This is a genomic window from Pseudomonas sp. AC083, from assembly GCF_979253165.1.
In genome coordinates this window covers 24,876-46,007 of record NZ_CEEDDH010000013.1, presented here as the reverse complement: position 1 = coordinate 46,007, position 21,132 = coordinate 24,876, and the positions used below count along the sequence as shown (strand labels likewise).

General features: G+C 60.0%; 18 protein-coding genes and 5 tRNA genes. 6 read left to right on the top strand and 17 right to left on the bottom strand.

The features are described 5' to 3' along the window. Positions 1-46 precede the first annotated feature (46 nt). Positions 47-3,325, top strand: coding sequence for a PAS domain S-box protein (locus tag AC0IXA_RS18575; protein ID WP_471814277.1), 3,279 nt, complete (start codon positions 47-49; stop codon positions 3,323-3,325). Positions 3,326-3,377: 52 nt separating this feature from the next. Here the strand turns inward: AC0IXA_RS18575 and AC0IXA_RS18570 are convergent, their stop codons facing one another. The 11 genes from AC0IXA_RS18570 to uvrB all read right to left on the bottom strand — a co-directional run bounded on the left by AC0IXA_RS18570 (position 3,378) and on the right by uvrB (position 11,567). Next, the gene (locus AC0IXA_RS18570; RefSeq protein WP_039762036.1) at positions 3,378-3,821 is read right to left on the bottom strand and encodes an Hsp20 family protein; all 444 of its coding nucleotides are present in this window, start codon (positions 3,819-3,821) and stop codon (positions 3,378-3,380) included. Between the two features lie 118 nt (positions 3,822-3,939). Then, positions 3,940-4,899 (bottom strand): tRNA dihydrouridine synthase, encoded by a 960-nt coding sequence (locus AC0IXA_RS18565; protein WP_471814275.1) that lies wholly within the window; start codon positions 4,897-4,899, stop codon positions 3,940-3,942. Positions 4,900-5,073: 174 nt separating this feature from the next. Beyond that, entirely contained in the window at positions 5,074-5,517 is a 444-nt protein-coding gene (locus AC0IXA_RS18560) for an acyl-CoA thioesterase (protein ID WP_471814273.1), read from the bottom strand. 46 nt (positions 5,518-5,563) lie between these two features. Continuing rightward, positions 5,564-6,397, bottom strand: a complete 834-nt coding sequence (locus AC0IXA_RS18555; protein ID WP_016773922.1) for an alpha/beta fold hydrolase — start codon at positions 6,395-6,397, stop codon at positions 5,564-5,566. Positions 6,398-6,427: 30 nt separating this feature from the next. Then, entirely contained in the window at positions 6,428-6,967 is a 540-nt protein-coding gene (locus tag AC0IXA_RS18550) for a TetR/AcrR family transcriptional regulator (RefSeq protein WP_016773921.1), read from the bottom strand. A 182-nt stretch (positions 6,968-7,149) separates the two neighbouring features. After that, positions 7,150-7,225, bottom strand: a tRNA-Glu gene (locus AC0IXA_RS18545). 80 nt (positions 7,226-7,305) lie between these two features. Then, a tRNA-Ala gene (locus AC0IXA_RS18540) sits at positions 7,306-7,381 on the bottom strand. Positions 7,382-7,434: 53 nt separating this feature from the next. Further along, positions 7,435-7,510, bottom strand: a tRNA-Glu gene (locus AC0IXA_RS18535). Positions 7,511-7,589: 79 nt separating this feature from the next. Beyond that, positions 7,590-7,665, bottom strand: a tRNA-Ala gene (locus AC0IXA_RS18530). A gap of 188 nt (positions 7,666-7,853) precedes the next feature. Beyond that, positions 7,854-9,335: a glutamate--tRNA ligase gene (gene gltX, locus AC0IXA_RS18525; protein ID WP_016773920.1), complete on the bottom strand. Its 1,482-nt coding sequence runs from the start codon at positions 9,333-9,335 to the stop codon at positions 7,854-7,856. 216 nt (positions 9,336-9,551) lie between these two features. Further along, the gene (gene uvrB / locus AC0IXA_RS18520) at positions 9,552-11,567 is read right to left on the bottom strand and encodes an excinuclease ABC subunit UvrB (protein ID WP_024012378.1); all 2,016 of its coding nucleotides are present in this window, start codon (positions 11,565-11,567) and stop codon (positions 9,552-9,554) included. Positions 11,568-11,904: 337 nt separating this feature from the next. Between uvrB and AC0IXA_RS18515 the strand changes: the two genes are divergently transcribed. Both AC0IXA_RS18515 and AC0IXA_RS18510 read left to right on the top strand, forming a co-directional pair. Beyond that, positions 11,905-13,101, top strand: a complete 1,197-nt coding sequence (locus AC0IXA_RS18515; protein ID WP_471814272.1) for an amino acid aminotransferase — start codon at positions 11,905-11,907, stop codon at positions 13,099-13,101. Positions 13,102-13,329: 228 nt separating this feature from the next. Next, positions 13,330-13,530, top strand: a complete 201-nt coding sequence (locus AC0IXA_RS18510) for a hypothetical protein (protein WP_016773917.1) — start codon at positions 13,330-13,332, stop codon at positions 13,528-13,530. On the opposite strand, the gene AC0IXA_RS18505 is transcribed toward AC0IXA_RS18510, so the two are convergent. After that, positions 13,527-13,757 (bottom strand): hypothetical protein, encoded by a 231-nt coding sequence (locus AC0IXA_RS18505; protein WP_122700510.1) that lies wholly within the window; start codon positions 13,755-13,757, stop codon positions 13,527-13,529. The genes AC0IXA_RS18510 and AC0IXA_RS18505 overlap by 4 nt on opposite strands. Before the next feature lie 219 nt (positions 13,758-13,976). Here AC0IXA_RS18505 and AC0IXA_RS18500 point away from each other — a divergent pair. After that, a tRNA-Asn gene (locus tag AC0IXA_RS18500) sits at positions 13,977-14,052 on the top strand. A 114-nt stretch (positions 14,053-14,166) separates the two neighbouring features. Here AC0IXA_RS18500 and AC0IXA_RS18495 read toward each other — a convergent pair. Then, positions 14,167-15,690, bottom strand: coding sequence for a nucleobase:cation symporter-2 family protein (locus AC0IXA_RS18495; RefSeq protein WP_024012376.1), 1,524 nt, complete (start codon positions 15,688-15,690; stop codon positions 14,167-14,169). A gap of 253 nt (positions 15,691-15,943) precedes the next feature. Here AC0IXA_RS18495 and AC0IXA_RS18490 point away from each other — a divergent pair, with 253 nt between their 5' ends. Then, the gene (locus AC0IXA_RS18490; RefSeq protein ID WP_341637941.1) at positions 15,944-16,228 is read left to right on the top strand and encodes a BrnT family toxin; all 285 of its coding nucleotides are present in this window, start codon (positions 15,944-15,946) and stop codon (positions 16,226-16,228) included. A 3-nt stretch (positions 16,229-16,231) separates the two neighbouring features. After that, entirely contained in the window at positions 16,232-16,567 is a 336-nt protein-coding gene (locus tag AC0IXA_RS18485; protein ID WP_016773914.1) for a BrnA antitoxin family protein, read from the top strand. On the opposite strand, the gene AC0IXA_RS18480 is transcribed toward AC0IXA_RS18485, so the two are convergent. The 4 genes from AC0IXA_RS18480 to AC0IXA_RS18465 form a co-directional block, all read right to left on the bottom strand. Continuing rightward, on the bottom strand, positions 16,564-17,397 hold the full coding sequence (locus tag AC0IXA_RS18480; protein ID WP_471814270.1) for an arylamine N-acetyltransferase family protein: 834 nt from the start codon (positions 17,395-17,397) through the stop codon (positions 16,564-16,566). The genes AC0IXA_RS18485 and AC0IXA_RS18480 overlap by 4 nt on opposite strands. Positions 17,398-17,497: 100 nt before the next feature. Beyond that, the gene (xth, locus tag AC0IXA_RS18475; RefSeq protein WP_263469576.1) at positions 17,498-18,292 is read right to left on the bottom strand and encodes an exodeoxyribonuclease III; all 795 of its coding nucleotides are present in this window, start codon (positions 18,290-18,292) and stop codon (positions 17,498-17,500) included. A gap of 83 nt (positions 18,293-18,375) precedes the next feature. Further along, positions 18,376-19,818, bottom strand: a complete 1,443-nt coding sequence (locus AC0IXA_RS18470; protein ID WP_024012372.1) for a mechanosensitive ion channel family protein — start codon at positions 19,816-19,818, stop codon at positions 18,376-18,378. A 330-nt stretch (positions 19,819-20,148) separates the two neighbouring features. Beyond that, a complete protein-coding gene (locus AC0IXA_RS18465; protein WP_313872762.1) occupies positions 20,149-21,015 on the bottom strand; it encodes a pirin family protein in 867 nt (288 codons plus the stop codon). Positions 21,016-21,132 lie beyond the last annotated feature (117 nt).

Below are 21,132 nucleotides of genomic sequence, written 5' to 3'. Positions count from 1 at the left end.
GAGCCGCTCCTGTGCCTAACGCCACTCAGCTCAAGGCCCGCTGACAATGCCGAAATCTGTTGACCGAATTCCGCCGATGCCGCGAATCCAGGCTGTTGATCCGCGCCATTCCGAGCAGAGCTGGGAAAGCGCGCCGCAATTGCTCGCCGCGCTCAACGGCGCGCGGCTCGGTGCCTGGTATTGGGACATCGAGCGTGGGCAGATCAGCTGGTCGCGGGGCACCCAGGCGTTGTTCGGTTTCGATCCACGGCAGCCGTTGCCCGCCGATTTGGAATACCTCGACCTGTTGCCGCCGGAAGACCGCGCGAAAACCGTGCGTGCTTTCCACGCGGTGATCGCCGGCGCGCCGCTGGAGCAGGCGATGCATCACCGCATCCGCTGGCCCGACGGCAGCCTGCACTGGCTGGAGATCAGCGGCAGCCTGCTGCCAGACAAGAACGGCCGGCCCCGAATGATCGGGGTGATTCGCGAAATCACCCACCAGCGCCAGCGCGAGCAGGCCCTGAGCAGCTCGGAGAAACGTTTCGCTACACTTTTCCACCTATGCCCGAACATGGTTTTGCTGACCCGACAGGAGGACGGCCTGATCAGCGAGGCCAACCAGTATTTCGAAAGCCTGTTCGGCTGGCCGGTGCAAAGCGCAATCGGCCGCACCACCCTGGAACTGGGCTTGTGGGTGCATCCCGAGCAACGCGCCGAACTGGTGAAGAAAACCAAAGCCAAGGGCGAGCTGATCAGCATGGAAGTGCAGTTTCGCGCCAGCAATGGCCAGGTGCACGACGGCATCCTCAGCGCGCAGAAGGTCGAGCTCGAAGGCCAGCCCTATCTGCTCAGCACCTTCCTCGACACCACCGAACGCAAAGCCGCCGAACTGGCCTTGAAGGACAGCCAGGAACGCCTCGACCTGGCGCTGGATTCAGCGCAACTCGGCACCTGGGACTGGCACATCCCCAGCGGCATGCTTTACGGCTCGGCGCGCGCTGCGCAATTGCATGGGCTGGAGCCGATTCCATTCCATGAATCATTCGAGGAGTTTTTCGAAGGCGTGCCGGGCGAGGAACGCGACAGCATGCGCGACGCCTACCGCAGCCTGCGCGAAGGTCCGGCCGGCAATTATCAACTGACCTATCGCGTGCAACTGCCCGACGGCAGCTCGCGCTATCTGGAAAGCCGCGCGCGTCTCTATCGCGACGACAACGGCGCACCGCTGCGCATGGCCGGCACGTTGCTGGACATCACCGATCAGGTCGAGCGCGAGCAGCGTCTGGTGGCCTCGGAAGAGAAATTCGCCACGCTGTTTCAGGTCAGCCCCGATCCGATCTGCGTCACGCGCCAGGAAACCGGGGAGTTCATCGAGATCAATTCCAGCTTCAGCCAGACCTTTGGCTGGAGCGCCGCCGATGTGATTGGCCACACCGCCGAAGAAATCGGCCTGTGGGACGCCTCGGCGAAAAGCCTGCAACGCATCGAACGGGTGATTCGCGAACAAGGCCTGAGCAACGTGGCCATTCTCGTCCAGCACAAGGACGGCCAGTCGCTGACCTGCGTGATTTCCAGCCGGCAGATCAGCGTCGGCGACCAACCGTGCATCGTCACCACCCTGCGCGACATCACCCAGCAACAACGCTCGGAAGCGGCGCTGAAGGCCAGCGAAGAAAAATTCGCCAAGGCGTTTCACTCCAGCCCCGACGCCATCACCATCACCGAGCGCGACACCGGGCGTTATCTGGAGGTCAACGACGGTTTCTGTCGCCTTACTGGCTACCGCGCTGACGAAGTGGTGGGCAAAACCGTTTATCAGGTGGGGATCTGGGCCGAAGAGAAACAGCGCTCGACCCTACTCGCCGAGTTGCAGATCAAGGGCCGCGTGCATCATCAGGAAATGCTCGGGCGCAACAAGCGCGGCGAATTGCTCACGGTGGAAGTCTCGGTCGAGCCGATCACGCTCAATGAAACCGCGTGCCTGCTGCTGACCGCACGCGACGTCAGCCTGTTGAAGAACGCCGAAGCGCAGATTCGTCACCTGGCCTATCACGACCCGCTGACCAACCTGCCCAACCGCGCCCTGCTGATGGATCGCCTGAGTCAGCAGATCGCCCTGCTCAAGCGCCACAATCTGCGCGGCGCCTTGCTGTTTCTCGACCTTGATCACTTCAAGCACATCAACGATTCCCTCGGTCACCCGGTCGGCGACACCGTGCTGAAAATCATCACCGCGCGGCTCGAAGCCAGCGTGCGCATGGAAGACACGGTGGCGCGCCTCGGTGGCGATGAGTTCGTGGTGTTGCTCAGCGGCCTCGAAGGTTCGCGCAGTGAAGTCAGCGGGCAAGTGCGCGCGCTGGCCGACACCATTCGCGAATTGCTTTCGGAGCCGATGTTCCTCGATGGCCAGCGCCTGCAAGTGACGCCGAGCATTGGCGTCGCGCTGATTCCCGATCACGGCTCGACCCCGACCGACCTGCTCAAACGCGCCGACATCGCCCTGTACCGGGCCAAGGATTCCGGGCGCAACACCACGCAGATGTATCACAACACCATGCAGAAAGCGGCCAGCGAACGCCTGCGCATGGAGACCGACCTGCGTCTTGCGCTATCGCGCGGCGAGTTCAACGTGCACTTTCAGCCACAGGTCGATGCCCGCGACAACCGCATCATCGGCGCCGAAGCCCTGGTGCGCTGGAACCATCCCGAACTCGGCGCGCAATCGCCCACCGAGTTCATCAAGGTACTGGAAGACAGCGGCCTGATTCTCGAAGTCGGCACGTGGATCCTCGATGAAGCCTGCAACGCCTTCAAACAACTGATCGCGTTGAAACTGGTCGACCCGCTGAATTTCAGCCTGTGCGTGAACATCAGCCCGAGACAGTTCCGCCAGAACGATTTCGTCGAACGCATCGAACACAGCATGACCAGCCACGGCCTGCCCTGCTCGCTGCTGAAACTGGAAATCACCGAAGGCATCGTCATCCAGAACCTGGAAGACACCATCAGCAAAATGCGCCGCCTGAAAAAGCTCGGCGTGAGCTTCGCCATGGATGATTTCGGTACTGGTTATTCATCGCTGACCTATCTCAAACGCCTGCCTGTAGACACGCTGAAAATCGACCAGTCGTTCATCCGCGATGCGACCACCGATTCCAATGTCGCGGAGATCATTCGCGCAATTGTCGCGATGGCCCGCAGCCTGGAATTGGAAGTGATTGCCGAAGGCGTGGAGACGCCAGCCCAACTGGCGTTTTTACAGGGCCTGGAATGCCATTTGTATCAGGGCTATCTGCACAGCCGGCCGGTGGGGTTGGAGGATCTGAAAATCCTGCTCGAATAGCGGACGCAAAAAAAGGGCGCCATCGCTGGCGCCCTTTTTTGTTGCCCTGGGGTTATTGCAGGACAGGCTGCTGCGCTCCATTGATCGGGATGCGCTTGGCTTTCGCTTCTTCCGGGATCACACGGAGCAGGTCGATGCTCAGCAGGCCGTTGCGCAGCGCAGCGTCCTTGATCTCGATGTGATCGGCCAGACGGAACGACAGCTTGAAGGCTCGCTGAGCGATGCCTTGATGCAAGAACGTGACGCTTTCGTCAGTGTCACGCTTGCCGCCACTGATGGTCAGCACACCCTTCTCGACTTGCAGGTCCAGGTCTTCTTCCTGGAAACCGGCGGCCGCAACGACGATACGGTATTGGTCATCACCGTGCTTTTCGACGTTGTAGGGTGGATAGCTGCTGCCTGGCTCGTTGCGCAGGGCGGTTTCGAACAGGTCGTTGAAACGGTCGAAACCTACCGAGGAACGGAACAGTGGCGCGAGAGAAAATGCAGTACTCATGATTCAAATCTCCTGAAAACAATCAGCAAGGTTTTGTGTCTCCGCGACCCGAATTCGGCATCGCGTGACCCTTAGATAGGGACCGCTGTTTTGATTTCAAGAGATTATTTTGAGATTTTTATGCGGCCTCGACGAGCGGCAATCCGAGCAAGCGCGAGACTTGATCCGGCTCGGTTTCACGGCGCAGAACGGTGAAAAGCTCGGCGGCTTCCGAGTAGTTGCGTGTCAGCATGGCCAGCCATTGCTTGAGGCGACCGGGCGATTGCCGGGCGGTCATTTGCGCTTTGGCCTGCAGCCAGAAGTCCTGAATCAGCGGCATCAGCTCGGCCCAGGTCATCTCGACGACCTCTTCGCCAGCGCGAGCGGCGGCGATCTGCCGGGCAAGATCGGGGCGGGAGACCAGACCCCGACCGAGCATGATGTCTTCGACACCACTGATTTCGCGACAACGGCGCCAGTCTTCGACGCTCCAGATGTCGCCGTTGGCGAACACCGGCACCTTGACCACGTCCTGCACGCGCGGGATCCACTCCCAATGAGCCGGCGGTTTGTAGCCGTCCATTTTCGTCCGCGCATGTACGACGATGTGCTCTGCCCCGCCTTCGGCCAGCGCCGTGGCGCAGACCAGCGAACCGTCCGGGCTGTCGAAACCCAGGCGCATTTTCGCGGTGACCGAGATGTGCGCCGGTACGGCGCGACGGACATGCTCGACGATCTGGTTGAGCAGCTCCGGCTCCTTGAGCAGCACGGCGCCGCCGCGGGATTTGTTGACGGTCTTGGCCGGGCAGCCGAAGTTGAGGTCGATCACTTCAGAACCGAGCTCGCAGGCCAACGCGGCGTTTTCCGCCAGGCACACCGGATCGGAACCGAGCAACTGCACGCGTAGCGGCACACCGGACGCGGTGCGAGCACCGTTGAGCAGCTCGGGGCCGAACTTGTGGAAGTACGCCGGCGTGAGCAACTGGTCGTTGACCCGAATGAATTCGGTCACGCACCAGTCGATGCCGCCAACGCGGGTCAACACGTCGCGCAGGATGTCGTCGACCAACCCTTCCATGGGCGCCAGAGCAATTTGCATGGGGAAACACTACTTGAAGAAAAACGTGCGGCAGTTTACTGGATATCGCACAAATCCGCAGAACTACACATATCTCTGTGGGAGCGAGCCTGCTCGCGAAGACGGTCTGTCAGCTCATGCATGCGTGACTGACCTGACGCTTTCGCGAGCAGGCTCGCTCCCACAGGGTGAGATTTATATTGCCTCTGCGATCTGGATCGCCGGGCCATAGCCTTCAATAAACTCGACCGGCATGCGCTTCGGCTTGCCGGTCGACAGCTCGATGCAGACAAACGTGGTCTGCGCGCGCAGCAGGGTGGCGTTGTCACTGGGGCGTTTGAGCTGAAAATGCCGGGTCATTTTCAGGCGCTGATCCCAATCGACGATCCATGTCGCCAGTTGCAGTTCATCGCCTTCATAGGCGGCGGCCAGGTAATCGATTTCGTGGCGGACAACGGCCATCGCCCGATCCAGCCGCCGGTATTCGACCAGGTCCAGGCCGAGGCGCTGCGAATGGCGCCAGGCGCAGCGCTCGAGCCAGGTCACGTACACAGCGTTATTGGCGTGCCCGAGCCCGTCGATGTCCTCGGCGCCTACTTGCAGATCAATGGTAAACGGCGTTGCCCGATCCCAGCCCATGCCCCACTCCCGGTCAAAGTATTCAACCGGGGCAGTGTAACGGAGCTCAGGCCGATTGGCGCGCCTGAAGGCTGCGACCGGCAAGCAGTGATAACACACCATCAATCACTCGAGGGTCGGCCAGCACCCGCTGATGGCCGCCGCTTTCCAGGCGCAGCAGGCGGCTGTCGAACCAGGCTTCGTGAATCAATTGCGATTCTTTGACCGATACAAAATTGTCGTCCTCGGCATGCACGATCAAACCGGGCATATCCAGTTGATAGTGAGCCACGTCGAGCGTCGCGGCGCGCATGCCGACGTCCTGCTCGACTTGACGGATGAACGCAGAACGCGCGCGCGGCGGCATGCCGACCATGCGCGCAAAACCGCGCAGAACGCCGAGAATCCGCGACGGTGCGGCGATGCTGACCAGGGTTTCGGTGCGCAGGCCCAATTGCACGGCGAGCATCGCGCTGGCGCCGCCCATGGAATGGCCGATAACCGCTTGCAGCGGCGGCAATTCGGCAGCCGCTTCGAGCATGGCGCGGGCGAACAGCACTACATTGGCTTCGCGCCCAGGGGAGCGACCGTGGGCCGGACCGTCGAGCGCGACGACGGTATAGCCGGCATCGACCAGCGCATTGATCAGCGAGGCGAATTGCGTTGGCCGCCCTTCCCAACCATGCATCAGCAGCACCGTAGGGCCTTGGCCCCAGCGCAGCGCCGACAGGCCGAAGCGCAACGTGATGCGTTCGGAGCTGGCCAACAGCGGCAGCTCCCAATCGCGCAGCGGTAGCGCGCGGGGCGTCATGAACGCCAGACGCATTTTGCTTGCCACCAGTTTCGGTGCAAACCAGCCCAAGGTACCGTTAACGCCACGAACCCACTTCAACGCGTTCATCGCACTCTCCTCAGGCTTGTTGCCTTCAGGTCAACGGACCGCCGACTTGGCGGCGCGCAGCAATCGATCGGATAACTCTCCCGGACCCAGCGCTCTGGCCAAGGCCAGACCACCGACCATCAACGCGACATCGGCCAAAGCCTTGTCGGTGTCTTCAGGGCTGGCGGCCAGTTGCGCGACCATCAGCTCCAGATGCTCGTTCAGCGCGATGCGGAACGACTCCGGCAAACGACCCAATTCGCCAATCGAGGCCGGAATCGGGCATGCGGCTTCGCTGGAATCCCGGTGTTTGCGTGACAGGTAGAACGCAGCCACCAAAGCGCGACGCTCTTCGCCGGTCAGATCGGCGTCCATGTCGGCAATCAGGTCGCGACGCCGGCCCAGCAGTTGCTTGAACGCTTCGAGCATCATCGCGTCCTTGCTTTCGAAGTGTGCGTAGAAGCCGCCGACGGTCAGGCCGGCTGCGCCCATCACTTCACCCACGCTCGGGTCAGCCGGGCCGCGTTGAATCAGTGCGGCGCTGGCAGCCTTGAGGATGCGTTCGCGGGTTTGAGCTTTTTTATCGTTCATCGTCGCCTCCGAATATTACGACTAGAATATTATTCGCATAATAATATTCCGCAAGTCATGTATATGACCGCTGGTCTGAAGCACAGTGTAAGGAAAAAGGAGAGTTGGCCAAACGCCAGACAAACAAAAGGGCCATTCAATAATTGAATGACCCTTATAAAATCCCGCAGAGCGGGTAATCGTGGCGTCCCCTAGGGGACTCGAACCCCTGTTACCGCCGTGAAAGGGCGGTGTCCTAGGCCACTAGACGAAGGGGACACAAACCCTTCTATACAACTGATCAGTGCTGAGAGCTGATCGATTCAAGGCCGGTGTGGCCAGACCTTGAACTGTAAAATTGGTGGAGCTAAGCGGGATCGAACCGCTGACCTCCTGCATGCCATGCAGGCGCTCTCCCAGCTGAGCTATAGCCCCGGATTTTTCGCCTCGCGGCGGAGTGATCTCTTGCAACATCACTTCTGTAAAACTGGCGTCCCCTAGGGGACTCGAACCCCTGTTACCGCCGTGAAAGGGCGGTGTCCTAGGCCACTAGACGAAGGGGACGCAAACCCTTCTATACAACTGATCAACGCTGAGTGTTGATCGCTTCAAGGCCGGTGTGGCCAGACCTCGAAGTGTAAATTGGTGGAGCTAGACGGGATCGAACCGTCGACCTCTTGCATGCCATGCAAGCGCTCTCCCAGCTGAGCTATAGCCCCTCATCGCTGAGGACGGGGCGAATCTTAAGGGCGTATCGAAAGCCTGTCAAACTTATTTTTGAAAAATTTCAAAATTTTTTGCCGGGATAACAATCACTTACCGCCCTCCCCCGTAAATTCGGGAGAAACGCCGAAGGCAGGATCAAAAGATCGCAGCCTTCGGCAGTCCTGCAGAGAAGCAAAAGCAATCAGGCGATGGCGCCCAAGAGCTTTTCCCATTCCTTGTTTTCTTTCTTCGACACGCCGCCCAACAGGTCAATCGCCTGGCGCAAGCGGAATCGGGTGAGATCCGGGCCGAGGATTTCCATCGCATCGAGCACCGACACCGAACTCGCCTGCCCGGTGATCGCAGCAAACATCAGCGGCATCGCGTCGCGCAGTTTCAGCTCGAGGGATTCGACCACCGCCTGAATCGTCGCGGTGATGCTGTCCTTCTCCCACTGACGCAGGCTTTCCAGTTTCCACAGGATCAGTTGCATCAACTGGCGAACCTGGTCGCCGGAAAGCTTTTTCGACTCGAACAGTTTGGCATCCGGGTTAACGCCGCCAGCGAAGAAGAACCCCGCCAGCGGTGCAACCTGGCTGAACGTTTCAACCCGGCCCTGAACGTGCGGCGCGATCTTCATCATGTACTCGGAATTGAACGCCCACTTCTGCACGCGGGCGGCAAACTCTTCGACCGGCAGATCGCGCAGCCACTGGCCGTTGAGCCACGACAGCTTCTCGATGTCGAAAATCGGCCCGCCGAGGGAGACACGCTTGAGGTCGAAGTTGTCGACCATTTCCTGCAGCGAGAACTTCTCGCGCTCGTCCGGCATCGACCAGCCCATGCGCCCGAGGTAGTTGAGCATCGCTTCCGGCATGAAGCCCATGCGCTCGTAGAAGGTCACCGAGGTCGGGTTCTTGCGCTTGGACAGCTTGCTCTTGTCCGGGTTACGCAGCAGCGGCATGTAGCACAGCTCTGGTTGTTCCCAGCCGAAGTATTCGTACAGCAAAATCAGTTTCGGTGCCGATGGCAGCCATTCTTCGCCACGCAGCACGTGGGTGATGCCCATCAGGTGATCGTCGACGACGTTGGCGAGGAAGTACGTCGGCAGGCCATCGGTCTTCATCAGCACCTGCATGTCCATACGATCCCACGGGATCTCGACGTCGCCACGGAGCATGTCCGGCACCACGCAGACGCCTTCGCTCGGCACCTTCATGCGAATCACGTGCGGTTCGCCAGCAGCCAGGCGCGCCGCGACTTCTTCCTTCGACAGCAGCAGTGCGCGGCCGTCGTAACGTGGAGTTTCGCCGCGAGCCATTTGCTCGGCGCGCATCTGATCGAGTTCTTCAGCAGTGCAGAAGCACGGGAACGCATGGCCCATGTCGACCAGTTGCTGGCAGTACTTCTGGTAGATATCGCCGCGCTCGCTCTGCCGATATGGGCCGTGCGGGCCGCCAACGTCCGGGCCTTCGCTCCAGTCGATACCGAGCCAGCGCAGGGCGTCGAAGATCTGCTGTTCGGACTCGCGGGTCGAACGCAACTGATCGGTGTCTTCGATGCGCAGGATGAACTCACCGCCATGCTGCTTGGCAAAGCAGTAGTTGAACAATGCGATGTAAGCGGTACCTACGTGGGGGTCCCCGGTAGGCGATGGCGCGATGCGAGTGCGGACGGTGGTCATGGCTTGTCTCGAAAAAATGAAGAGCAGAACAATCAAGCGGCGAATGGTAACAGGCGACACCCGCCCCGCTCCAGCGGGCAGGGTATTTAAGCCAGATGCCCTAAGCCCTTCAGATGGTGTGAAGGCCATTCGCGAGCAGGCTCGCTCCCACAGGGGTTTGCAATTGCTTTGTGGGAGCGTGGCTGCTCGCGAAGAGGCCCGGCAAGGCGATGAAGATCAAACGGTGAGAAGCCGTTCGCGCAGTTTGGCAATCTCGTCACGCATCTGCGCCGCCGCTTCAAACTCCAGATCCCGCGCCAATTGGTACATCTTCTCTTCCAGCGCGCGGATGCGTTTGGTGATTTCGCTTGGCGAGCGCAACTCGGCTTCGTACTTGGCGTTCTCTTCGGCGGCCTTGGCCATGCCTTTGCGCTTCTTGCTGCGCGAACCGGGCACGGTGGCGCCTTCCATGATGTCGGCGACGTCCTTGATCACACCTTTCGGGGTGATGCCGTTCTCAAGGTTGAAAGCAATCTGCTTCTCGCGACGGCGCTCGGTCTCACCAATCGCGCGCTCCATCGAACCGGTCATGCGATCGGCGTAGAGAATCGCCCGGCCATTGAGGTTACGCGCCGCGCGACCGATGGTCTGGATCAGCGAGCGCTCGGAACGCAGAAAACCTTCCTTGTCAGCATCGAGAATCGCCACCAGCGACACTTCCGGCATGTCGAGGCCTTCACGCAGCAGGTTGATCCCGACCAGCACATCGAACACGCCGAGGCGCAAATCGCGGATGATCTCGACGCGCTCGACGGTGTCGATGTCCGAGTGCAGATAACGCACGCGCACGCCGTGGTCGGCGAGGTAATCGGTCAGGTCTTCGGCCATGCGCTTGGTCAGCGTGGTGACCAGCACACGTTCTTCGATCGCCACACGCTTGGTGATTTCCGAGAGCAAGTCATCGACCTGAGTCAGCGCCGGCCGCACTTCAACCTGCGGGTCGACCAGGCCGGTCGGCCGCACCACCTGTTCAACCACCCGCCCGGCGTGCTCGGCTTCGTAATTGCCGGGCGTTGCCGAAACGAAAATGGTCTGCGGGCTGACCCCTTCCCACTCGTCGAAACGCATGGGGCGGTTGTCCAGCGCCGAAGGCAGGCGGAAGCCGTACTCAACGAGGGTTTCCTTGCGCGAGCGGTCGCCCTTATACATCGCGCCGACCTGCGGCACGCTGACGTGGGATTCGTCGATCACCAGCAAGGCGTCGGCAGGCAGATAGTCGTAAAGGGTGGGCGGCGCCGCGCCGGCCGGACGCCCGGACAGGTAGCGCGAGTAGTTTTCGATGCCGTTGCAATAGCCCAGTTCGAGGATCATTTCCAGGTCGAAACGGGTGCGCTGTTCAAGACGCTGGGCTTCCACCAGTTTGTTGTTGCTGCGCAGGTATTCAAGGCGTTCCTGCAATTCGACCTTGATGCCTTCGATAGCATCGAGCAGGGTTTCCCGAGGCGTCACGTAGTGACTCTTCGGGTAGAAAGTGAAGCGCGGCATCTTCCGGATGACTTCGCCGGTCAGTGGGTCGAAGGCGGAAATGCTCTCGACCTCGTCATCGAACAGCTCAATGCGGATCGCTTCGAGGTCGGATTCCGCCGGGAAGATATCGATCACGTCACCGCGCACGCGGAACGTCGCCCGGGCGAAATCCATGTCGTTGCGGGTGTATTGCAAGTCGGCCAGGCGCCGTAACAGCGCGCGCTGATCCAGCTTGTCACCGCGATCAACGTGCAAGACCATTTTCAAATAGGTTTCCGGACTGCCCAGACCATAGATGCACGACACCGTGGTGACGATGATCGCGTCCTTGCGCTCGAGCAACGCCTTGGTCGCAGATAGCCGCATCTGCTCGATGTGGTCGTTGATCGAGGCATCCTTCTCGATGAAGGTGTCGGACGACGGCACATAGGCTTCGGGCTGGTAGTAGTCGTAATAGGAAACGAAGTATTCAACGGCGTTGTTGGGGAAGAACGCCTTGAACTCCCCGTACAACTGCGCGGCCAGGGTCTTGTTCGGCGCCAGTACGAGCGTCGGTCGCTGGACCTGGGAGATGACGTTGGCGATGCTGAAGGTCTTGCCCGAACCGGTCACACCGAGCAATGTCTGGTGCGCCAGCCCGGCGTCAATGCCCTCAACCAACTGGCGAATGGCTTCCGGCTGATCGCCGGCAGGCTCGAAGCGGGTGACTAGCTGGAATTCCGACATACACACCTCTGGAATCGCGGCGTTCCGCGTCAGACGGAGCACCACGAGGACGACCGCAAACGACCGATGTCGCGCAAGAAAAAACCTGGATTGTGCTGAATGTGGTGGCGATTGCCTGACCTTTCAAGGCAAACGTCCTACATCCGGTAAAGAGTCTGACAAAGTCAATCGACTAACGGTCAAGAAATAATCGGAAAAACTTACCCTAAAAGCCGATTCGCCTGTCGCCATTGCGCGGTGATGGCCTCTATACTAGCTCCCCGTTTGTGCACCGCTCTAGTGCATTCGGCTGGAGCGCGACACGTCCCTCCACCCTCCATTCAGAGCCGCCGTAATAATGAGCCTGTTCTCCGCTGTCGAAATGGCACCCCGCGATCCAATCCTGGGCCTCAACGAAGCATTCAACGCCGATACCCGGACCACCAAGGTCAACCTGGGCGTGGGCGTGTACTGCAACGAAGAGGGGCGAATTCCACTGCTGCGCGCGGTGATCGAAGCCGAGACGATTCGCGTCGCGCAACACGCTTCGCGCGGTTACCTGCCGATCGATGGCATCGCTGCCTACGACCAGGCCGTGCAGAAACTGCTGTTCGGCAACGACTCGCCGCTGATCAGCGCCGGTCGCGTCATCACCACTCAGGCCGTCGGCGGAACCGGCGCACTGAAAATCGGTGCCGACTTCCTCAAGCAACTGCTGCCGAACGCCGTCGTGGCGATCAGCGATCCGAGCTGGGAAAACCACCGCGCGCTGTTCGAAACCGCTGGTTTCCCGGTGCAGAACTACCGTTACTACGACGCTGGCACCCATGACGTGAACCGTGCCGGCATGCTCGACGACCTCAACGCCCTGCCGAACGGCTCGATCGTTGTCCTGCACGCTTGCTGCCACAACCCGACCGGCGTCGACCTGACCCCAGCGGACTGGAACAAGGTGCTGGAAGTAGTCAAGGCCAAAGGTCACGTGCCGTTCCTCGACATGGCGTACCAGGGTTTCGGCGACGGCATCGATGAAGACGCCGCCGCTGTGCGCCTGTTCGCCGAATCCGGCCTGACCTTCTTCGTCTCGAGCTCGTTCTCCAAGTCGTTCTCGCTGTACGGCGAACGCGTTGGCGCACTGTCGATCATCAGCGAATCGAAAGAAGAAAGCGCGCGCGTGCTGTCGCAGGTCAAGCGCGTGATCCGCACCAACTACTCCAACCCGCCGACCCACGGCGCCAGCATCGTAGCTGCGGTGCTGAACAGCCCGGAACTGCGCGCGCAGTGGGAAGCCGAGCTGGCCGAGATGCGCCTGCGTATTCGCGGCATGCGCGAGCAGATGGTTGCCCTGCTGGCGGAAAAAGCCCCGGGCCGCGATTTCAGCTTCGTTGGTCGTCAGCGCGGCATGTTCTCCTACTCCGGCCTGACCACTGAACAAGTGCATCGCCTGCGCAACGAGTTCGGCATCTACGCCCTGGACACCGGCCGCATCTGCGTGGCCGCGCTGAACCAGAGCAACATCAAGGCTGTGACGGACGCGATCGTTCAGGTCATCTGATTTCGGCCAGTGATGAAAAACGGGAAGCCTTTTGGACTTCCCGTTTTTATTTGTCTCTGGAAACGCCTTGCAACCTCTAGACTGCACACAATTCAAAGTGTAGGAGCTGACGAGTGCAACGAGGCTGCGATCTTCTGATCTTGTTTCTAAGATCAAGATCAAAAGATCGCAGCGTTCCGCAGCTCCTACCGGTTTTGTGTACACCCGAGATTTTTGAAGAGAACCCACATGAAAAACGACAACCTGCGCGCTGACCGTGACGACCTGGATGATTTCATCCCGCGCGCTCCGGCCAAGCGTGAAAAGAGCCTGGTGCTGCAAGTCGCCACCGGGGTATTCCTCGGTGGCCTGGCCCTGTGGCTGGTGCAACTGGCGGCGACGGCGGCCTATGCCAAGCTGATGCTCGGCACGATTACCTTCGGCAGTTAAGCCAGCTCGGCCGAGCGTTGAGTGGCAGCATCGTCGTAAATCACATACAGCGATTCGGCGACCTGGCTCTTGATGGCCTTGCTGCTTTCTAGACCAAGGACGAAACCTTCAGCCTTGCCGCCAGCGCGGTTCAATTCTTCGGCGGTACTGGCGCCGGCGATTGCATCGAAGAGTTTTTCGGCGTGCGGGCCGATACCTTTGGGCAGGCTGATCTGTGCGGTGCTCATGCAGGCACCTCGGTGTTGCGAGTGATTTGAATCATGGCGCGTACCTTTGCGGCGAATGGCCGGCAGCGCGTGTGACCACTTCCGGGCTGCCATGGTAGACCTCTGAGGCCTTTCTGGTAACCGCCAATCGCTGACAAAATGCCGTCCGTCCCGACGAATCGCAAAAGTTGCCAGGCGATGCTTGACTTCTCTTTTTGAATCAGTAACATACGCACCAATTCCGCAATAGCTCAGTTGGTAGAGCAAGTGACTGTTAATCACTGGGTCCCTGGTTCGAGTCCAGGTTGTGGAGCCAAATAGCAAAGCCCCTGAATCGCAAGATTCAGGGGCTTTTTTTGTGGACGCTCGGAAAATGCCAAAAGGCCGATCTGCTTGGGCAGATCGGCCTTTTCTGTTTCAGACGCAGCGGTCAGACATGTTCGCTGCTTTTCACCTGCACCTTTGGCGCGCCATGGCCATGGTCGTGGTCATCCGGCTCGATCACCGGCACTTCCTTGCCATCGCAGTCATGCAGCTTGCCGTCGCTGAAGTAATCGCCTTCACGCAGCGCGGCGAGATCGCGATAACGCAGGGTGCGCTCTTCCGCGGCGGCGAACACCGATTGTTGATCCGAATTGCCGGTCGTGAAGTGGTTGAACGCCAGGTTGAGCAGGATCGCCATGATTGCCGACGAACTGATGCCCGAATGGAAAATCGTCGCGAACCAGCTCGGGAAGTGATCGTAAAAGTTCGGCGCGGCGATCGGAATCATGCCGAAACCGATCGAAGTGGCAACGATGATCAGGTTGACGTTGTTGCGGTAGTCCACCTTCGACAAAGTGCGAATGCCACTCGCCGCCACGGTGCCGAACAGCACGATCCCGGCGCCGCCGAGGACAGAAGTCGGCACGGCGGCAATCACCCGCCCCATGAACGGCAGCAGCCCGAGGACGACGAGAAACAGACCGCCGGTGGCCACCACGAATCGGCTCTTGATCCCGGTCACCGCCACCAGGCCGACGTTTTGCGCGAAAGCACTTTGCGTAAACGAACCGAAGATCGGCGCAAACATGCTCGACAGCATGTCGGCGCGCAGGCCGTTGCCCAAGCGTTTGGAATCTACCTTGGTGTCAATGATTTCGCCCACGGCAAGGATGTCTGCCGAGGTTTCCACCAGCGTCACCATGACCACAATGCACATCGACAGGATCGCAGCGAAGTGGAAGGTCGGCATACCGAAGTGGAACGGTGTCGGGAAGCCGAACATGGGACCGGTGGTGACACTGGAGAAATCCGCCATGCCGAGGAACACCGCCAGCACCGTGCCGATGACCATGGCCAGCAGAATCGACAGCCGAGAAATGGTCGCGCTGCCAACCTTGCTCAACAGCAACACCAGCACCAGCGTCACCGCTGCCAGACCGATGTTCTGCATGCTGCCGAAGTCCGGCGCGTGGCTGTTGCCGCCCATCGCCCAGCGTGCGGCCACCGGCATCAGCGTCAGGCCGATAGTGGTGATCACAATGCCGGTGACCAACGGCGGAAAGAACTTGGTGATGCGTGAGAACACCGGCGTGATCAGCAAGCCGATCAACGAGGCGGCAATCACCGCGCCCAGCACCGACTGGAAACCGCCCTCCCCGCCACTGCTGACGATCGCGACCATGGTCGCCACGCCGGAGAACGATACGCCCTGGACCAGCGGCAGCTGACAGCCAAAAAACGGCAGACCCAGGGTTTGCAGCAACGTCGCCAGCCCCCCCGCAAACAATGAAGCAGCAATCAACAGACCAATGTCCGCCGGCGACAGACCCGCCGCCTGGCCAATGATCAGTGGCACCGCAACGATACCGCCGTACATGGTCAGAACATGTTGCAGGCCGTAAGCCATATTCGCGCCGACCCCGAGGTTTTCGTCCTCGGGCCGTTGGTGTGAAACATGGGGCGTTTTCATGGTGGGGGGTTCCCTGGTTTTTGTTATGCGCACACTGTATTCAATACTCAGGACAAATGTCCATAGAGTTGTATACAACTTGTCAGTCACATAATGGTTAGGTAGCCATCCAACCTTCTAGCCTGCGCTTCTTGCCCCAACAAATCCGGCAACACATCCCCGCTGCGTCTGCGCTCGTGCCCCACTAGGCTGAAGTGTTCATGGCGACCGACGGTGTGGTCGCGCTCTTTTTTATACATATAAAGTATGCATAATGAAGTCATTCAAGATTCAGTACGACAAAAGCAAAAACGCAGCCAACAAACTCAAGCACAAAGGCATCAGCCTCGCCGAAGCCGAACCGGTTTTCCATGACGAACGCGCACTGACACTTGAGGACAACGACCATGACGAACAACGCTGGATCACCCTCGGCCTCGATGCCAAAGGTCGTGTGCTTGCCGTTGCTTACAGCTACCGCGAAGCCAATGTTGTTCGAATCATTTCCGCACGTCTCGCCACACCCAGCGAACGGCGCGCGTATTTTCAGGAGCCTTGAACGATGAAAGACGAATATGACTTTTCCGCAGGTAAACGCGGCGCAGTAGCGCCGAGCAAGGGCAAGACCCGCATCACTATCATGCTTGATGACGCGGTGATCGAAGCGGCGCGTACCGCCGCGGAAACCGAGGGCTTTGGCTACCAGACTGTGATCAACAACACCCTGCGCCATGCTCTGCTTGATGGCCCACGCCAGCAGGGAAGCGCTGACGATTCAGGTCTGACGGGGCAATTCAAGAAAGGCATCACCGCCACCGATCTCAAGAGTCTCGAGCGAAAGCTGTCAGCGGCCATCGGCGAAATCCGTCGCGTATTGGAGCCTGATGTAAAGCCTTAGATGGAGGCTGGCGCGATGACCCGAGTCAGCGCTTGCCGTACACGCGGTGAGTCAGGCACCAGAAGGTCGAACTCGCGCCGCAGCAACTCCATCAGCTCGTCGACGTCCGCGACTTCGCGCCGCTCACTGTCCGCGCCCATGTGATGAATGGCAAAACTGCCGTTGTTCAGGGTTTTGCGCCAGCCAGCGCCGGTGCGCGCGACCATCAGGCGCTGGGCAAAGGGTGACTCGGGATGGGTGGAGACGTACCAGTTGCCGACGGTGTAATCGATGTCTTCCTGGCGTTGCAAATCGAACAGGTACATCGGCCGCCATTCGCCTGCGACTTTGGCGCGCAGCAGGTAGCCATCTGCTTGCTTGTCGATGCGGTAAGGTTCGTGCGGGGTGGGTTGCTCATCTTCGCTGTCGAGCAACAGCGGCGCGGTGGGCACCATGCCGCCGAAGCCGACATCGGTGATGTAACGCACTGCGTCGATGGTCACCAGACTCAAACGATGGGTTCGCGGCGTCCAGCTGCCTTCCGGTTGATTCATCACCACGCGCCCGCTGATCGCCCGCGCGTCGAAGCCCAATTCAAGCAGCAGCGCATAAAACAGATGATTGAGCTCATAGCAGTAGCCGCCCCGCCCCTGCTGCAACACCTTGTCTTCGATGGAGACCAAGTCGATCAACACCGGCTCAGCACTGATCGTTGCCAGATTTTCGAAAACAAACTGAGCGGTATGGTGCAGTTGCAACTGACGCAAGGCTTCCAGCGTCGGTGGCGGCGGCGCATCGAAACCCAGACGTTGCAGGTACAGATTGGTATTGGTCAGCCGTGCCACACTCATTGCTCGATCCTTATGCATGGGCCGCAGAACACTGCGTTGATGTTGCCCTGTATACGGGATCAGGCACGGCTTTCGACAATTGATTTCGCCAATCGCCCGTTCAGCGCTTTTTCCGCGAGCCGATGCGAATCCATGTCGGCGCATGGTCGCTGGCGTGCGGTTCGTTGCGCACCCAGGCGTCAACACCGGCGTCGTGCAGATACGGGCTCAATGCCGGGTTGAGCAGCAGGTGGTCGATGCGCAGGCCGGAATTGGTTTGCCAATGGTTACGGAAATAATCCCAGAAGGTGTAGAGGCGCTCTTCGGGATACACGTGGCGCAGGGAATCGGTCCAGCCCTGATCCAGCAGCCGCTGGTAGCACTCGCGGCTTTCGGGTTGCAGCAAGGCATCCTTGAGCCAAGAGCGGGTGTTGTAGATATCCATGTCGGTGGGCACGACATTGAAGTCACCGGCCAGGACCACCGGGTGATCGCTGCTTTGCAGGTCTTTGGCGTAATTGATCAGACGCTCGAACCAGGCCAGTTTGTAATCGAATTTCGGCCCCGGCTGCGGGTTGCCGTTGGGCAGATACAGGCAACCGACCAGCACACCGTGCACCGCCGCTTCGATATAGCGGCTGTGGGTGTCATCGGCATCGCCGGGCAAACCGCGTCGACTCTCCAATGGCTGCGCATCACGCGCCAGAATCGCCACGCCATTCCATGACGCCTGGCCCTGCCAGATCGCGCCGTAACCGGCGGCTTCCAGTTCGGCGGCGGGAAATGCGCTGTCGACTGATTTGAGCTCTTGCAGGCAGGCGATGTCCGGCTGCTCGCGCTTGAGCCATTCCAGCAGATTCGGCAGCCGCGCGCGCATGCCGTTGACGTTGAAGGTGGCGATTCGCAGGTTTTTCATCGTCTGCAACTCCTGCCCGGTGGGATTGCAAATTGTGACCCTGAGAACGCCGCGCAGGTTGCATCCAATAACGGTGGGCTAGTTCAGACCCGATTGCGCAGCCATTGCAGAAAGCCCCTTTTCGGCGCGACCACGGGCGTTTCCTCGGTCAGCGACTGCGCCTTGTGCAGACGGAAATCGAGCAATGCCTGCATCGCATCGTGGATGTCATGACGCGCGTCCAGGCACGGTTTCAGGTAGGACTTCTCGATGCGATACAGGGCGCAGAAAGTCTTCGCGGAAAAATCCGCCGGCAGCGCGGTGTCAGAAAGAATCCCGGCCTCACCGATCACCTCGCCCGGCCCCATGCGCCCGGATTCCAGTGGCGCACCATGGCGCTTGAGCGTCACCGATACCACGCCGGACTCAATAATGAACAAATGATCGCTGACCTCCCCGCCCGCGAGAATCGTTTCGCCGGCGCGGAAGGTTTGCAGGGTCATGTTCTGGCTGAAGGTGTCTTTCTCTTCTTCACGCAGAGTCGAGAAGATCGGTGAGCTTTCCAGCAGCGCCCGTGGCCGCGACAACTGCGGTGCGGCGCTGGTCTCGTTGCTGGACAGCAGGTTGACCCCGGACGCCTGCAAATGCCGGTAAGCGAGGTCGAACAACTGATTGCGCACCACGCGCTTCTCGCCCATCGAGGCGACAAACCCGCTGATTTCGTATTCCGCGCCGCCGCTGGCAGAACTCTTCAACGACACGCTCGGCGCCGGTGTGTCGAGCAATTGCCGGCAGCCTTGCATTGCCCGCTCCAACGCCTCGATCACTGAGCTGGGCCGGGCATGGGGGCTGACGGGCACGCTGACGGAAACGCCGAACATATTGCTCGGTCGGCTGAAGTTGATGATTTTGGCTTTCGCCGCCAGCGAGTTGGGAATCACGGCCATGCTGCCCTGACTGGTTTGCAGACGCGTGGCGCGCCAGTCGATGTCGGTGACGCGGCCCTCGGTACCGTCGATGGAGATCCAGTCATCGAGTTGATAGGGCTTGGTGGTATTGAGGACGATGCCGGAGAACACGTCGCTCAAGGTGCTCTGCAAGGCCAGGCCGACAATGATCGCCAACGCGCCGGACGTCGCCAGCACGCCTTTGACTGGCAGATCGAGCACGTACGCCAGCGCCGCAATGATCGCGATGAGGAAAATCACCGCGCCGAGCAAGTCCTGCAACAGCCGGCCGGTATGGCCGACCCGCTGCATCATCACCGCGCCGATCAGCACCGTCAGGGTCCGCGCACCAAACAGCCACCAACCGATCTGCAACCCGGTCGCCGCCAGATGCAGCGGCACGTTGTCGGCCCACGGCGCCGGCTCCATCGGGTTGAGGCCTTCGTTGAACAGCACAATGCTGAACAGGGCAAAAATCAGCACCCGCACCAGCAGCTTCCATTCGCTGCCGCGAGAGCTGATCAGCCGCCACAGGCCAAGATCGAGCAGGATCAGGATCAACGCGCTAAACAACGGGTGTTCGGTCAGCAGAGACAGCATCAAACAACTCCGACAAAGGCCAATCGCGAGAAGATCGCACAGATTGGCACAGTGTAGGAGCAATTGATTTCGGTGGATGAGCACCGGCTTACAAACACTGCAAAACCCTGAAGGAGCTGACGAAGGCTGCGATCTTGAGGCTGTGGGACGCGGAGCGTCCCCGGCTGCATTCCCACGCAGAGCGTGGGAACGATCAGACGCTGAACAACCTGTGGGAGCGAGCCTGCTCGCGAAGGCGTCCTGTCAGTCACTACCTCTTCGACTGAATCAGAGCATTCGCGAACAGGCTCGCTCCCACAGTGGAGTTTCAGTTGCCAGTAAAGCTCGGGGTCAGGCGTGCATCTGGCCAAAACGCCCGGACTGGAAGTCGGCGAAGGCCTGGTGGATTTCCTGCTCGGTGTTCATCACGAACGGGCCATGGCCGACGATCGGTTCGTCGATCGGCTCGCCACTGAGCAGCAATACCACCGCGTCTTCGCTGGCCTGGAGGGTGAGTCGATCACCGTCGCGTTCGAACAGCGCCAACTGCCCTACCCCAACCGATTCCGCGCCGTTGACCTGCACCGAACCCTTCAACACCACCAGCGCGGTATTACGTCCTTCGTGCAGATCAAGCGTCAGCAACTTGCCGGCATTGAGGCGCAGATCCCACACGTCGATTGGCGTAAAAGTCCGTGACGGTCCGGTGTGCCCATCGAATTCGCCGGCGATCAGACGCAGGCTGCCGGCGTTGTCCTTGAGCGCGATGCTTGGAATGTCGCGGTCGAGAATGGTCTGGTAACCCGGCGCGGCCATTTTGTCCTTGGCCGGCAGGTTGACCCACAGCTGGACCATTTCCAGCTTGCCGCCGGTTCTGGCGAAATTCTCCGAATGAAACTCTTCATGGAGGATGCCGGACGCTGCGGTCATCCACTGCACGTCGCCCGGGCCGATGGTGCCGCCGCTGCCGGTGGAGTCGCGGTGTTGCACTTCGCCGTCGTAAACGATGGTCACGGTTTCGAAACCACGGTGCGGGTGCTGGCCGACGCCACGCTGTTCAGTGGTCGGGGTGAATTCGGCAGGACCGGCGTGATCGAGCAGCAGAAACGGGCTGATGTGCTTGCCCAGGTGGTCGTAGGAAAACAGCGTGCGCACCGGGAAACCATCGCCGACCCAATGGCCGCGCGGGCTGGTGTAAATGCCGATGATGTTTTTCATGGGGTCTCCAATGGGTAAATGCATTGGATTAAGCGTAAGGGCATATCGAATATTCGACTAGAGGGTGGAAATCGGCTTGAGTGTTCCATATGCAGAACAATTGAGTCAGCGGCGCGC